The organism is Stenotrophomonas sp. AGC87 (genome assembly GCF_057333975.1).
In genome coordinates, this window is the sequence record NZ_JBHFHW010000015.1 from 99,734 (window position 1) to 113,997 (window position 14,264).

13 protein-coding genes and 1 riboswitch are annotated in these 14,264 nt (G+C 68.2%); of the genes, 9 read left to right on the top strand and 4 right to left on the bottom strand.

The genetic code is table 11. The annotated features are described in order from the left end of the window. Positions 1–369: 369 nt before the first annotated feature. Positions 370–3,939, bottom strand: a complete 3,570-nt coding sequence (locus ACE026_RS06545; RefSeq protein WP_486038433.1) for an autotransporter domain-containing protein — start codon at positions 3,937–3,939, stop codon at positions 370–372. 220 nt (positions 3,940–4,159) lie between these two features. On the opposite strand from ACE026_RS06545, the gene glyA reads away from it, so the two are divergent. From glyA to thiL, 9 genes are all read left to right on the top strand, one after another. Further along, positions 4,160–5,413 (top strand): serine hydroxymethyltransferase, encoded by a 1,254-nt coding sequence (glyA, locus tag ACE026_RS06550; RefSeq protein ID WP_486038434.1) that lies wholly within the window; start codon positions 4,160–4,162, stop codon positions 5,411–5,413. Positions 5,414–5,447: 34 nt separating this feature from the next. Further along, entirely contained in the window at positions 5,448–5,840 is a 393-nt protein-coding gene (locus tag ACE026_RS06555) for a hypothetical protein (RefSeq protein ID WP_486038435.1), read from the top strand. A 315-nt stretch (positions 5,841–6,155) separates the two neighbouring features. Continuing rightward, complete coding sequence (gene nrdR / locus ACE026_RS06560) at positions 6,156–6,677, top strand: transcriptional regulator NrdR (RefSeq protein WP_019182518.1); 522 nt, start codon at positions 6,156–6,158, stop codon at positions 6,675–6,677. 70 nt (positions 6,678–6,747) lie between these two features. Further along, entirely contained in the window at positions 6,748–7,830 is a 1,083-nt protein-coding gene (ribD, locus tag ACE026_RS06565; protein WP_486038436.1) for a bifunctional diaminohydroxyphosphoribosylaminopyrimidine deaminase/5-amino-6-(5-phosphoribosylamino)uracil reductase RibD, read from the top strand. A 189-nt stretch (positions 7,831–8,019) separates the two neighbouring features. Beyond that, positions 8,020–8,164, top strand: a riboswitch (FMN riboswitch). A gap of 76 nt (positions 8,165–8,240) precedes the next feature. Continuing rightward, the gene (locus tag ACE026_RS06570) at positions 8,241–8,843 is read left to right on the top strand and encodes a riboflavin synthase (protein ID WP_070426607.1); all 603 of its coding nucleotides are present in this window, start codon (positions 8,241–8,243) and stop codon (positions 8,841–8,843) included. Continuing rightward, positions 8,840–9,937 (top strand): 3,4-dihydroxy-2-butanone-4-phosphate synthase, encoded by a 1,098-nt coding sequence (ribB, locus tag ACE026_RS06575; protein ID WP_486038437.1) that lies wholly within the window; start codon positions 8,840–8,842, stop codon positions 9,935–9,937. The genes ACE026_RS06570 and ribB overlap by 4 nt, the downstream gene beginning before the upstream one ends. Before the next feature lie 131 nt (positions 9,938–10,068). Further along, positions 10,069–10,536: a 6,7-dimethyl-8-ribityllumazine synthase gene (gene ribH, locus ACE026_RS06580; protein WP_486038438.1), complete on the top strand. Its 468-nt coding sequence runs from the start codon at positions 10,069–10,071 to the stop codon at positions 10,534–10,536. Continuing rightward, positions 10,533–11,012, top strand: coding sequence for a transcription antitermination factor NusB (gene nusB, locus ACE026_RS06585; protein ID WP_019182513.1), 480 nt, complete (start codon positions 10,533–10,535; stop codon positions 11,010–11,012). Before ribH ends, nusB begins: the two co-directional genes overlap by 4 nt. Before the next feature lie 8 nt (positions 11,013–11,020). Then, positions 11,021–11,995, top strand: coding sequence for a thiamine-phosphate kinase (gene thiL / locus ACE026_RS06590; RefSeq protein WP_486038439.1), 975 nt, complete (start codon positions 11,021–11,023; stop codon positions 11,993–11,995). Between the two features lie 6 nt (positions 11,996–12,001). On the opposite strand, the gene ACE026_RS06595 is transcribed toward thiL, so the two are convergent. The 3 genes from ACE026_RS06595 to ACE026_RS06605 are packed head-to-tail and all read right to left on the bottom strand — an operon-like array spanning position 12,002 to position 14,261. Continuing rightward, on the bottom strand, positions 12,002–13,387 hold the full coding sequence (locus tag ACE026_RS06595) for an FAD-binding oxidoreductase (protein WP_486038440.1): 1,386 nt from the start codon (positions 13,385–13,387) through the stop codon (positions 12,002–12,004). A gap of 2 nt (positions 13,388–13,389) precedes the next feature. Continuing rightward, complete coding sequence (locus tag ACE026_RS06600; protein ID WP_486038441.1) at positions 13,390–13,926, bottom strand: metal-dependent hydrolase; 537 nt, start codon at positions 13,924–13,926, stop codon at positions 13,390–13,392. Continuing rightward, positions 13,926–14,261, bottom strand: coding sequence for a YraN family protein (locus ACE026_RS06605; RefSeq protein ID WP_486038507.1), 336 nt, complete (start codon positions 14,259–14,261; stop codon positions 13,926–13,928). The genes ACE026_RS06600 and ACE026_RS06605 overlap by 1 nt, the downstream gene beginning before the upstream one ends. Positions 14,262–14,264: the final 3 nt, after the last annotated feature.

Here is a 14,264-nt window from a genome sequence, read left to right on the forward strand (position 1 = left end):
ACCCGTGCGATCAACACGGTCGTGGCGTTCGGCGTGCCGGGGGTATGGGCTGCGCCGGTGTCTACTGACTGAGCCCAAGCCTGCGGCCCGAGGCAGGTGCTGAGGGCAAGGGCGAGAAGGCTGGCATATGGCGGCCGGCGCGTGCCTGGCAGGAGACGATCGGGGTGACGGCCGGAACAGGACATCGAGGCACTTCCTTGACGGTTTGGCGGCCCTGGCGCGGATGCTTCGCAAGGCCTGATCCTTCTCAACCGTCAAAAGCGGGTGATGCCTATCACCGCGATCCCTTCCCGCCGACACCGGGCCACTCGCGCCCATGAAAAAGGGCGCGCCCGAAGGCGCGCCCTGCAGGTCAACCGTTGATCCGCATCAGAACCGGACGGACCAGTTCAGCTGCGCGCCCACATCGCGCTGGCCGTCGCCAGCGCTGGTCTGCGCCTGCAGCGACAGGCGGCTTGCCGTCGTCGGGCTGACCGCCACGCCCAGCTCGGCCAGGCCCATGCTGCGCGCCAGCGGCACGGACTGCATCGCAAACGTCGTGCTGCCGTTGTTGAAACGCGCATGCATCGCAGCGCCGAGGTCCCCGTCGGCATACTGCCAGCCGACCCGTGCGGTCAGCGCCGCACGGTCGCGCTGCCCGCCGCTGATATCCCAGACAGCGCGCAGTGCGGCCACGCCGGTGTTCAGTTCGTCGCGGTTGGCCTGCACCTGCAACGCACTGCCGCCGCCGGTTTCAGCGATCTGCTCACTGCGCAGACGCACGTGTGCCAGTTCGATCTCCGGGGTCAACGTCACGGTGCGGGCAGTGAAGTCCCAGCCCGCCCGGGCGAACACGCGGTCGGCGGTGGCATGCGAACGTGCTGCCAACGACTGGGACAAGGTGCTGCCGACGGTCACCTCGCGGGTGGTGTCGATGCGGTAGTCGGTGCGGCTGACGCCACCGCGCAGGCTGACGTGTTCCCTCTGGAACTGGCCGTAGACGCCGTATTCGGTGGCGTCCGCGTCGGCCTTGGCCTGGCGCTCGTCCAATCGATTGGTCAAGGTCTGCTCGCCCACGGCCACGCCCAACAGCACACGCTCGCTGATGCGCCAGTCGGCACCGGCCATCAGGCCCTGCTGCTGCACGCGCGAACGCGCACCCAGGCCATCGGCGTCCAGGCGCAGCGAGTTGCCACTGCCTGCCACCCACACGCCGGTGTTGCCGGCGAGGACGCCGCTCACCGCGGTGCCGTCCAGGCGCTGATGGATGCCATCGCGCAGGAAGTGATCCTGCAGCAGTGCGGTGCGTGCGGCGGCGTGGATCTCACCGCCCAGGCTGTCGAAGGCCGGCACGACCTGCGGTACTTCCAGGCGTACCACGGCCTCGTACACCGCATTGCCCGCGCCCAGCGCTTCCACCGCGCCGGCCACGGCCTTCTGGTTGGCGTTGACGACCACGTCGGGGAAGGCCAGTTCGACCTCCGGCATGGATACGTCATTGCGCGCCATGGTCAGATAGACGTTGTTGGCGTCATAGCTCAAGCTCGGATCGAGGAAAGCGAAGTTGCTGCTCACCCCGGCGAACGTGCCCGTCACACCATCACCTGCCGTCAGCACGGTGTAGCGGGTGGAGACCGCCCAGTTGCCGGCTGCCGCAACGGCCACGGTACCCGCAGTACCCACAGTGGCCTGTCCGGCCACCGAGACGAGGTCACTGCGGCCATCGGCGGCAACGTCCACCTGGTAGGTGGCGCTCGGGTCGAACACCAGGTCGCCGCTCATCGACAAACGACCTACGCTGCCAAGCTGGCGGCTGCCAGGCGACAGCACGCTGCCGCTGAGCAGGTGCGCGCTGCCCACGCTGCCCGTGCCGGCCAGCAGGGCATTGTTTGTCATCTGGATGTCGCCGCCCAGCGCACCGGTCACCTCCAGCATGCCGCCGTCGACCACGGTGGTACCGGTAAACGCGCTGCTGTCCCCGGTCAGGGTCAGGAAATGACGCCCCTGCTGCAGCTGACCGTTGCCACTGAACCGGCCCGCGTAGCTGACCACGCGGGTGGTATCGGTCTGGAAGCGCCCGGCGCTGCCGATCTCGATGTCGCCGCTCGGCATGGCATTGCCGATCGCGCGCACGGTGCCGCCGTTGACCTGGGTCAGGCCGCTGAAGGCGCCATTGCTCAGCACCAGCTCACCGCTGTCGTTCTTTTCCAGCACGGCACCGGTGACACCGCTCAGCCCGCCACCGAAGGTCACGCTGGTGCCGTTGGGAACCCACACGGCCGCAGTGCCCAGCAGGCGCACGCTGTTGTCCAGGGTGGTCATGTTGACCAGGCCCAGCGAGGTGCCATCACCCAGCGTCACCACGCCGCGGCCGGCCGAGGCCGCGCCGTTCAGCGACAACGTGCCGGCGTCGATCTGCAGGCCGCCGCTGAAGGTGTTTGCGCCGCTGAGCATCAACACGCCCGCGCCACGCTTGCGCAGCCCGCCGGTGCCGCTGATGTCGCCCTGGATGCCCAGGTTGCCCACGGTATCCAGCTGCGAAGACACGCTGACCAGCACGTCGCTGTCGACGTTCACCCAGCCATTGCTGCGAAGCAGGCCGCCGGCCAGTTCAACGCTGCCGGTGCCATCGCCGGTACGGATGCTTTCGATGCCGGCGCTGTTGCCGACCGCCAGCGTCGCGTTGTTGCCGACCAGCAGCGAGCCGCGGGCAGTACCGTCCGCGGCCAGCAGGATCGACCCGCTGACGGAGGCGGTTGCGCCGTTGTCGACGTTGAAGGTGCCGATGCCTTCCTGGCCCACCTGCAACGTGTTGCTGATCCAGCGGGCGGTGGGGCCGTTCACGAGCACCTCGCCGAAGCTGCCCACGGCACGACCCAGAATGGCCGTGTCGGTGACCAGCAGGCCGCCCACGTTGATCGTGGCCGCGTTGCTATCGCCGAAGGTGGCCGTGGCACCGCTGTTGTCGACACCCGCATCCGCGCCGATGGTCAGCATGCCGCTGCCGCCCTGCGTGGCCACCAGCAGGCCGTGGGTGACCACGCTGGCGCCGTTGTAGACCTGCAGGTCACCGTGGCCGCGGCTGCCGATGGTCAGCAGGCCATCGTTGATCCATTGTGAGGTGGCGTTGTTGATCGTGACCAGGCCACTGCCGCCGGCGCCAAGGACCGCGGTGTTGCTGTGCAGCCCTGCGCCGGCCTGCACGATCAGCTCGCCCGTGCCGGCCACGCCCACCTGCAGGTCGGTGGCCGTCAGATGCGAACCGGTGCCGCTGACGACCACCGTGCCGACACCGCTGCTGGTCCGTCCCAGGATGGTCTTGTCACTGATGGTCTTTGCACCATTGGTGATTTCCACCCGCCCGTTGCCATCGGAGCCCGCATAGATCGTGCCGGCGTCCCAGCGGCTGGCGGCACCATCCACCTGCACCAGGCCAGTGCTGCCGGGCATCGAGCCGACCCAGGCGTTGTTCGTATACAGGTGCGCGCCGCTGAGCACCGACAATTCGCCACGGCCCTCGTGGCCCACGCCGATGTCGTACTGGATATCCCAGGAGGTCCCGGCGCCGCTGAGCACGGCAGAGCCCCTGTGGCCGGCGGCGGCACCCAGGGTGGCCGTCGCGGTGTCCAGGGTGGCGCCGTTGCTCATGTCGAAATAGGCATCGGCGGTGTTCCCCAGGTATAGCTGCCAGGATCGCGCACCCGGCGTCTGCAGGGTCAGCGTGTAGCCATCGACATAGGCCCAGCTGTTGGCGGCGGTCGGGACACCGCTGCTCCAGCGGGTCGCGTCATACCAGTCGCCATCGCCCGTGCGGGACGTATTGACGGCCTGGGCGCCGGCGCTGACGGCCAGGCCGACGGCGAGCGCCAGCAACGAGGCGCGGCGTGCGGTGGTGGAGGTGCTGGTGCGACGGTTGGCCAGCGTCGTGGCCGACGAGCAGCAATGGTGCGGATGAATCACGCGAAAATCCCCTGATTTGGACAGGGCGTATCGGCGTCGAAAGGCGGGCCTTTAGGCCGAAAAGCTAAATAATTCAGCTTCACAAGGAATTGCGTCACGGTTCGGGAAACGGGCGGCTGTGCCCTGGGCCGGGGAGCACCCCGCGGCCAGCGGTCGCCCCGGCAGGCCAGCCCGCTTACAATCAGGGGCTCTGCTGTCCCCTCCCTGCCTGGAGTAACCGATGTTCCCGCGTGACGTCCGCATCGAAACCTACGATCCCGAACTGGCCAAGGCCATTGCCGCCGAAACCCAGCGCCAGGAAGACCATGTCGAGCTGATCGCCAGCGAGAACTACACCAGCCCGGCGGTGATGGAAGCCCAGGGCAGCCAGCTGACCAACAAGTACGCCGAAGGCTACCCGGGCAAGCGCTACTACGGTGGCTGCGAATACGTGGATATCGCCGAGCAGCTGGCCATCGATCGCCTCAAGCAGCTGTTCGATGCCGACTACGCCAACGTGCAGCCGCACAGCGGTTCGCAGGCCAACCAGGCCGTGTACTTCGCGCTGCTGCAGCCGGGCGACACCATCCTGGGCATGAGCCTGGCCCACGGCGGCCACTTGACCCACGGTGCCAAGGTCAACGCCTCGGGCAAGCTGTTCAACGCCATCCAGTACGGTGTCGACGAAGCCGGCCTGATCGACTATGACGAGGTCGAGCGCCTCGCGGTCGAGCACAAGCCGAAGATGGTCGTCGCCGGTTTCTCGGCTTACTCGCAGGTGGTGGACTGGGCACGCTTCCGCGCCATCGCCGACAAGGTCGGTGCCTACCTGTTCGTGGACATGGCGCACGTAGCCGGTCTGGTCGCCGCTGGCGTCTACCCGAGCCCGCTGCCGCACGCCCACGTGGTCACCTCGACCACCCACAAGACCCTGCGCGGCCCGCGCGGCGGCATCATCATCGCCAAGGGGGCAAGCGAAGAACTGCAGAAGAAGCTGCAGTCCATCGTGTTCCCGGGCATCCAGGGCGGTCCGCTGATGCACGTCATCGCCGGCAAGGCCGTGGCCTTCAAGGAAGCGCTGGAGCCGGGCTTCAAGGCCTACCAGCAGCAGGTGGTCAAGAACGCCCAGGCGATGGCCAACACGCTGATCGCGCGCGGCTACAAGATCGTCTCCGGCGGCACCCAGAACCACCTGATGCTGGTCGACATGATCGGCAAGGATGTCTCGGGCAAGGATGCGGAAGCCGCGCTCGGCCTGGCCCACATCACCGTCAACAAAAACTCGGTGCCGAACGACCCGCGTTCGCCGTTCGTGACCTCGGGCCTGCGCCTGGGTACGCCGGCGGTCACCACGCGCGGTTACGTGGAGCAGGACTGCGTGGATCTGGCCAACTGGATCGCCGACGTGCTCGATGCCCCGGCGGATGAGGCCGTGATCGCCCGCGTCCGCGATGCGGTCAGCGCGCAGTGCCGCAAGTACCCGGTCTACGGGTGATATGGACGAGGGCCGGCAACGGCGTACCTACGCCGTGCTGGCCCTGATCTGCGGCATCGTGGGGATGGCCGGCGGTGGCACCTTCGCCGCCATCGGGGTCTGGGTCGCATTCGTCGAGCCGGCCTATCTGGACCCTGCCTCGCGCTTGTTGATCGGTGGCTGGGGCAGTGCGGGCCTGATCGGGGTGGCGGGCTGGCTGTGGTTGAGCAGCCGCTATCTCCGGCACGGCCGCGCAGGTCTGCACGGCAGCGGCCGCTGGGCGTGGAGTGCGCTGGCCATCGGCGCGCTTGCCGCCGTGGCGGTCGTGGGGATGGCGTTCTGGCAGGCCACGGCGAGTCCGATGGCACTGGTTCTGCTGCTGGCGGGGCCGCCGCTGATGTTGCCGGCTGTCATGCTGGTGCGGCTGCGGCGCACGCAAGGCGCCTGACGGGATGGAACCCCTTCGCAGGCAGCAGTGGGGTCTGCTGCTGCATACGGCGTTATTGGGACTCCCGCATGCCGGGGCCGCGTTTGTCGTGGTTGGGTTGTGCGTGCGCGACGTGCTCCCGCCAGCGGCCGCCCTGCTCCTGATGGTAGGCCTCCCGCTGCTCTCCTGCGCGGCGCACCTGCTGTGGCTGCGTTGGCGGGCCAGGTAGGCGGGTGGGCCTTTCCGGGCCTCTATTTGCTGTAGCCGGTCCCTCTCAGGTACCGTTGCGACGCTGCCGTGACCACGGCATGACGTTTTCCCGATGTAAGGCGTTCCATGTACTGTCCGTTCTGCCAGCATGCCGACACCCGTGTGATCGACTCGCGCGTCTCTGAAGACGGCGCGACGATCCGGCGTCGCCGCGAGTGCGAGGCCTGCAACGAGCGCTTCAGCACCCTGGAAACCATCGAACTGAAACTGCCGGCGATCGTGAAAAGCGACGGCAGCCGCGAGGCCTTCGATGCCCGCAAGGTGCGCAGCGGCTTCGACCGCGCGCTGCAGAAGCGCCCGGTGCCCGAAGACAAGATCGAGTTGGCGGTGCGCGCGGTGATGCAGCAGGCGCGTATCTGCGGCGAACGTGAAATTCCCTCGATCAAGGTCGGCGAGTTCGTGATGAACGAGCTGCGCAAGCTCGATCATGTCGGCTACGTGCGGTTTGCCTCGGTGTACCGCAGCTTCGAAGACGTCGCTGATTTCCGCGAAGAAATCGAGAAGCTCGAGCGCGAGCTGCCCTCCAGCACCGAACAGCTGCAGCTGCTGGGCGATGTGATCGCGCTGACCAAGAAAAAGAAAGGCTGAGCCTGCGCCGCATCGCGGCCACCACGCCTGAGCTACCATCGCGGCTGCCTGCCGCCGGACGCTCACCGCCATGACTGAATTCACTGCTCTCGACCACCAGCACATGGCGCATGCGCTGCGCCTGGCCGAGCGCGCCGCGTACACCGCGCGGCCCAATCCGATGGTGGGTTGCGTCATCGCACGCGACGAGGTGGTGGTCGGCGAGGGCTGGCACCAGCGCACCGGCGGCGCGCACGCGGAAGTGTTCGCGCTGCGCCAGGCCGGCGAACAGGCGCGCGGCGCCACCGCCTACGTCACCCTGGAGCCGTGCGCGCACCATGGCCGTACCCCACCGTGCGCGCTGGCCTTGATCGAGGCGGGCGTGAGCCGGGTGGTCGCGGCGATGCGCGACCCCTTCCCGAAGGTCGACGGCGGCGGTTTCGTGCTGCTGCGCGAGGCCGGTATCGAGGTTGCCGAAGGCCTGATGGCCGCGCAGGCGCGCGAACTCAACCACGGGTTCCTGTCACGCATCGAACGCGGGCGTCCCTGGGTGCGGGTGAAGCTCGCGGCCAGTCTGGACGGCCGTACCGCGATGGCCGATGGCAGCTCCAAGTGGATCACCGGTGCGGCCGCCCGCGAAGATGTGCAGCACTGGCGTGCGCGTGCCGGTGCGATTCTCACCGGCGCGGCGACCGTGTTGGCCGATGACCCGATGTTGACCGTGCGGCTGGCCGATACCGAGGTCTTGCCGCCCTTGCGGGTGGTACTCGATGCACGCCTGCGCTCGCTGGAGTGCGCGCGCGTGCGCGAGGGCGGGGCGCCGACGCTCTACGTGCATGACGCCGCGGTCAGCCCGCCGGATGCCGCCGATGCGGAGTTCGCCAGCGTGCCCAGCCATGACGGTCGTCTGGATCTGGGCGCGGTGCTGGCGCTGCTCGCTGAGCGCGGCATCAACGAAGTGCATACCGAAGCCGGCGCCACCTTGGCCGGTGCGTTGCTGGCCGGTGGCTGGGTCGACGAACTGCTGCTGTACCAGGCGCCCACGCTGCTCGGCGAGCATGGGCTGCCGCTGCTGTCCGGTCTGGGTATCCACGCGATGGACCAGCAGCGGCAGATGCGGGTGGTGGACAGGCGCCAGGTGGGTGAGGACCTGCGCCTGTTGCTGCGCCCATAAAAAACGGGCCCCTTGCGGGACCCGTTCGATCATGGCGCGGCGCGGACGCTGCAGCCCGATCAGTAACCGACGTGTGTGCCCTCATATCCACGGGGCGCAGCACTCAGCGGGTTAGCTTAACACTTATTTAACTTAAAGCCCCCAGTCAGGGTGCCCTGTTACACTAGCCGCGCCGGTTCGCCGGTACACAAACGTCTTCAGGGCGGGGTGCGATTCCCCACCGGCGGTAGGTGCGCAAGCACGAGCCCGCGAGCGCTTCCCGTTCCCCGGGAAGGTCAGCAGATCCGGTCCGATGCCGGAGCCGACGGTATAGTCCGGATGAAAGAAGACGGTGCGGCCGGGCCTTGGTGCTCGGCGTGCACCTATATGCCTTGCGGCGTTTTTCGCTCACTTTCCGCGGAGAACGTTACTTGTTTACTGGAATCATCGAAGGCGTCGGCCGTCTGGCCGCACGCGACACCCTTGGCGGCGATGTCCGCTTCACCTTTGACGTGGGCACCCTGCCGTTCGAGAACGTGCAGATGGGCGAGAGCATCGCCATCAACGGGGTCTGCCTCACCGTCATCGCGTATGACGCCACCCGCTTCCAGGCCGACGCCTCGACCGAGACGCTGGGCCTGACCACGCTGGGGCAGCTGGCCGATGGCGCCGTCATCAATCTCGAACGCGCGATGCGCCCGACCGATCGCCTGGGTGGTCATCTGGTCAGCGGCCATGTCGATGGCCTGGGCCAGGTGTTGTCGGTGCATGACGATGCACGTGCCCAGCGCTGGCGCTTCGCCGCGCCGGCCGCGCTGCTGCGCTACATCGCCAAGAAAGGCTCGATCTGCGTGGACGGGGTCAGCCTGACCGTCAACGAAGTGGACGAGCAGGGCTTCGAGGTCGCCCTCATCCCGCACACCGTCGCCAACACCGCCTTCGCCGCTACTGCCGTGGGCAGTGCCGTCAATCTTGAAATCGATCTGGTCGCCCGTTACGTCGAACGTTTGTTGGGTGCAGGAGCACGCGCATGAATTTCGCCCCCATTCCCGAGATCCTCGAGGACATCCGCCTCGGCCGCATGGTCGTCATCGTCGATGACGAAGACCGTGAGAACGAAGGCGACCTGATCATGGCCGCCGAGCTGGTCAAGCCCTCGGACATCAACTTCATGGTCACCCATGGCCGTGGCCTGGTGTGCCTGCCGCTGACCCGCGAGCGTGCGGCCGATCTCGGTCTGGCACCGATGGTGCAGGCCAATACCGCGCAGTTCCAGACCAACTTCACGGTGAGCATCGAGGCCGCCGAAGGCGTGACCACCGGCATCTCGGCCTACGACCGTGCGCACACCATCCGCACCGCGGTGAAGCCGGACGCCAAGCCGGCCGACCTGCACCAGCCGGGCCACATCTTCCCGCTGATCGCCCAGCCGGGCGGCGTGCTGACCCGCGCCGGGCATACCGAGGCCGGCGTCGATCTGGCCATGCTGGCAGGCCTGGAGCCGGCTGGCGTGCTGGTGGAGATCCTCAATCCCGACGGCAGCATGGCGCGCCGCCCGGAGCTGGAGGTGTTCGCCCGCGAGCACGGCCTGAAGATGGGCTCGATCGCCGACCTGATCGCCTACCGCCTGGCCACTGAGAAAACAGTCGAGCGTGTGGACGAGCGCGAGATCGAGACCGAGTTCGGCCCGTTCACGCTGGTCACCTACCGCGACCGGATCGCGCATGACCTGCACTTCGCGCTGGTCCGCGGCACCCCGGATGCCGAGCCGACCCTGGTCCGCGTGCAGGTGGAAAACCCACTGGCCGATCTGCTGCACTGGCGCCGCGATGATTTCGGCGTGGCCTCCACCGATGCCCTGCGCGCCATTGCCGCCGCTGAGCGCGGCGTGATGGTGGTGCTGTCCGCCCCGCGCGACACCAACAGCCTGCTGGCCCGCCTGCGCCAGCAGCCGGTGCCGGTGGTGCCGGGCAAGGACAAGGACGTGAGCCAGTGGCGCCGCAACGGGGCCGGGGCGCAGATCCTGTCCGATCTGGGCCTGGGCAAGCTGCGCGTGCTGGGCACCCCCCGCCGCCAGATCGGCCTGGCCGGGTATGGCCTGGAAGTGGTCGAGACGGTTACGGCCTGATCGGAACCGCTCCGCGGCGCCGGGATTCGCCCGGCCCCACGGGGCGTTCCCAGGCCGCATTGAGAACGCGCGGCCCGCGTAGGCGGTCCGCGCGCGTTAAACTATTCAACCTTTTGGACCCCACGCCGAACATGAGCCATTACGAAGGCGACCTCCGTACTCCGGAAAAGGCCCGTTTCGCCATCCTCGCCAGCCGCTGGAATGCCCGCATCACCGACGTGCTGGTGGCCGGTGCGCGGCAGAGCCTGGCCGGCAACGGGATCGACGAGTCCGCCATCGACGTGATCCGCGTGCCTGGCGCGTGGGAACTGCCGCTGGTCGCCGCGCGTCTGGCGGCCGCCCATCAGCATGCCGCGATCATCACCCTGGGCTGCGTGATCCGGGGCGATACCCGCCATTACGAACACGTGGCCGACCGCTGCGCCGAAGGCCTGATGCGCGTGCAGCTGGATTTCGGCGTGCCGGTGCTCAATGGCGTGCTGGCGGTGGAACGGGCCGAGGATGCCGAGGCCCGCGCGGGTGGCAGCCACGGCAACAAGGGTGAGGAAGCCGCACTGACGGCGTTGGAAATGGTCAATCTTCTGGAGCAGCTGCCATGAACAAGTCAAACCCGGGCAAGCCCTCCGGTAAGCCCGTCCGCCGTGATGGCGTCGACCCCGTGCTGCGTTCGCGCGCGCGTCGTCGTGCACTGCAGGCGATCTATGCATGGCAGATCTCCGGTGGCAACGCGCAGAGCGTGATCGCCCAGTTCGCCCATGAACAGGCCCGCGAAATCGCGGATCTGGCCTACTTCGAAGCGCTGGTGCACGGCGTGCTCGACAACCGCAAGGATCTGGACGCGGCGATCGACCCGTACCTGGATCGCGGCATCGAGGAAGTGGACGCGATTGAACGCGCCGCGCTGCGCGTGGCCGCCTATGAAATGCGTTACCGCCTGGACGTCCCGTACCGCGTGGTGATCAACGAAGCGATCGAATCGGCCAAACGTTTCGGTTCCGAACACGGCCACACCTACGTCAACGGTGTGCTGGATCGTGCCGCCGTGGAATGGCGCAAGGTCGAAAACGGGGGCTGACCCGCCCCATGTCCTTTGCCGAATTTGATTTGATCGATCGCATCCGTGCGCGCACCACCACGCGCGCCGATGTCGTGCTCGGCATCGGCGATGACGCCGCGTTGCTGCAGCCGCGTGCGGGCGAACAGCTGGTGATCACCGCCGATACGCTCAACAGTGGCGTGCATTTCCCGGCCGAGACCCCGGCTTACGAGATTGGCTGGAAAACCCTCGCGGTGAACCTCTCCGATCTCGCCGCGATGGGTGCCCGCCCGGCGTGGTGCACCTTGGCGCTGTCCTTGCCGGACGCCGACGCGGACTGGATCGAAGCCTTCGCCGATGGTTTCTTCGCCCTGGCCGACGAGCACGACATCGTGCTGGTCGGTGGTGACACCACGCGTGGCCCGCTGTCGTTGTCGGTGACCGCGATCGGGCAGGTTGCGCCTGGCCAGGCCCTGCGCCGCGATCGTGCGCAGGTCGGGGATGACATCTGGGTCAGTGGCACCCTCGGTGATGCTGCCGGTGCCCTGCGCCTGTGGCAGCAGAACCGGTTGAAGGTGGCGGTCGCCACGCTGCTCAGCGATGACGAAACGCTGCGCCAGCGCCTGCTGCGACCGATCCCGCGGGTAACGCTCGGCCTGCGCCTGCGTGCCTACGCACATGCGGCCGTGGATATCTCTGATGGCCTGCTGTCCGATCTGGGCCACATCGCGGCACGCAGCGGTGTGCGCGCGGAAGTGGAGGCCGATGCGTTGCCGATCTCGTCGGCGCTGCGCGAGCAGCTCGGGCGCGAGGGTGCCCGCGATTGCGCGCTGCGTGGCGGCGACGATTACGAATTGTGCTTCACCGTCGCGCCGGCGCAGCGCGATGCGATCCACGCCTTGTCGGCGTCCCTGGGCTTGCCGCTGACCCGGATCGGCCGGATCGTGGAAGGGCAGGGCGTGCACTGCGCCGATGCGGACGCCACCGAGGGTGGCTACCAGCACTTCTCCGAACGTCGCTGACGCCCATCACACCGGCGGCAGCACCTTCCCCGGGTTGAGAATCCCATCCGGATCCAGCGCACCCTTGATCGCGCGCATCGCCGCCAGTGTGGCCGGGGTGAATGCCTGCGCCATGAAATCGCGCTTGGCCAGGCCGATGCCGTGTTCGCCGGAGAGCGTGCCGCCCAGTGCCAGGGTCAGCGCGAACACGCGCGGCAGCGCGGCATGGGCGCGTGCGTTCTCGCCGGCATCGTCCGGGTGGTAGAGGATATTGACGTGCAGGTTGCCGTTGCCGGCATGGCCGAAGGTGACGATCGGCAGATTGAACTCCGCCGATAGTGCCTGCACCCCGGCGACCAGCGCGGGAATGCGCGAGACCGGTACCACCACGTCTTCGTTGATCTTGCCCGGTGCGATGCTGCGCAGCGCCGGTGACAGCGCCTTGCGCGCGGCCCATAGGGTTTCGCGCGCGCTGCCTTCCATCGCCACATCCAGCGCGATCAGACCGTCGCCTTCGGCGGCCGCCGCGAGGGCCTGCAGCAGGTAGGGGAGGGTGTCGTGGTCGCCGTCGGCCTCCACCAGCAGCATCGCGCCGGCCTCGGGTACGTCAGCACCATTGCGACGCAGCAGTTGCAGGCTGCGTGCATCCATGAATTCCAGGCGCGTGGGCACCACCGGTTGCGCCATCAGCCGCGACACCGCCTGCGCGGCGGCATCCGCATCGCGGTACAGCACGCGCAACCCGGCCTGTGTCACCGGCAGCGGGGTCAGCTTCAAGGTCGCTTCCACGATCAGCGCCAGCGTGCCTTCGCTGCCGACCAGTAGATGGGTCAGGTCGTAGCCGGTGGCGTCCTTCGTGTACGGGCCGCCGCAGGTGATCAGATCACCGGCACCGGTGACCGCGACCAGGCCGAGCACGTTGTCGCGGCTGGTGCCGTACTTCACCGCGCGCGGGCCACCGGCATTGCAGGCGAGGTTGCCGCCGATGCTGCAGATCTCCGCACTGGAGGGGTCCGGCGGCCAGAACAGGCCGTGCGGCATCAGCGCCTGCTGCAGGTCGCCGTTGAGCACGCCGGGTTCGACCACCGCGCAGCGGTCGCCGGGCTGGATGGCGAGGATGCGGTTCATCCGCGCGAACGAGAGCACGATGCTGCCTTCCATCGGCACCGCAGCGCCGGTGGTGCCGGTGCCCGCGCCACGCGCGACCAGCGCGATACGGTGCTCGCGGCAGGCGCGGACCAGGGCGACCACCTGCTCGCGATCGCGTGGGAACGCCACGCCGGCAGGACGCGTGTGGCGCCAGGAATTGTCCTGCGCATGTGCCTCGAGCGCGCGGTCATCGGTGCGCCAGCCGTCCTCGCCCAGCAGGGCATGCAGGGTGGCAGCGAACGCAGCGGGCAGGGCAGGGGTCATTATCAGGTCCGGGAATCAACAGGGGCACGTTGGATCGCGCGCCAGCCGATCACGGCCAGCGCCAGTGGCAGCCACACCCAACGCAGTTCGGAAAGGACGGTCGCCATCCCGCGCGCGCTGAAGAACTGCGGCGCGAAGGGCGAGACGCGGATCGGGCGCCACGGGGCGAAGAAGCGTTCGCCGCTCCATGGCCACCACAGCGCGACGCCAAGCCCGCCGGAGGTGAATGCATCCAGCAGTGGATGCGACAGCGCGCACAGGCCGACGAACGCGGCCGCCTGCACCGCCGTGGCGCGCAGGCGCCGATGCAGCAGCGCGGCGATCACGGCCATCAGCGCGGCGAACAGCATCGAATGGCTGGCACCCCGATGGCCGAAGCTGTCGGCGTAGGGAATGTGCAGCGCGAAGGCGAGCACGTCCGCATCCGGCAGCATGGCCGCGACTACGCCGGCGGCGAGCAATGGCGTGGAGATGCGGCCGCGATCCGAGGCGCACCACAGCGCCAGCGGAATGGCGGCGTGGGTAAATATCGAGGGCATCAGCAGTCTTCCAGCCGGAACGCGTCGCGCAGCCAGTTCAGCTGCGGGGGCTCGCCACTGGCTTCAACCACGTCGAAGCGGCAGGGCTGCTCGGCCAGCCAGGGATGCGATTGCAGGAACAACTGCGCGGCGATCACCAGCTTGCGTCGCTTGCGCAGGTCCACCGAGGCTGCGCCGCCGCCGAAGCGGGCGTTCGCGCGGTAGCGGACTTCCACGAACACGACGACATCACCGTCGCGCATGATCAGGTCGATCTCACCCCGGCGATACCGCGCATTGGTGGTGACCGGGCGCAGCCCGGCCTCACGGAGATGGTGCTGCGGGGGGGGGTCCACCGC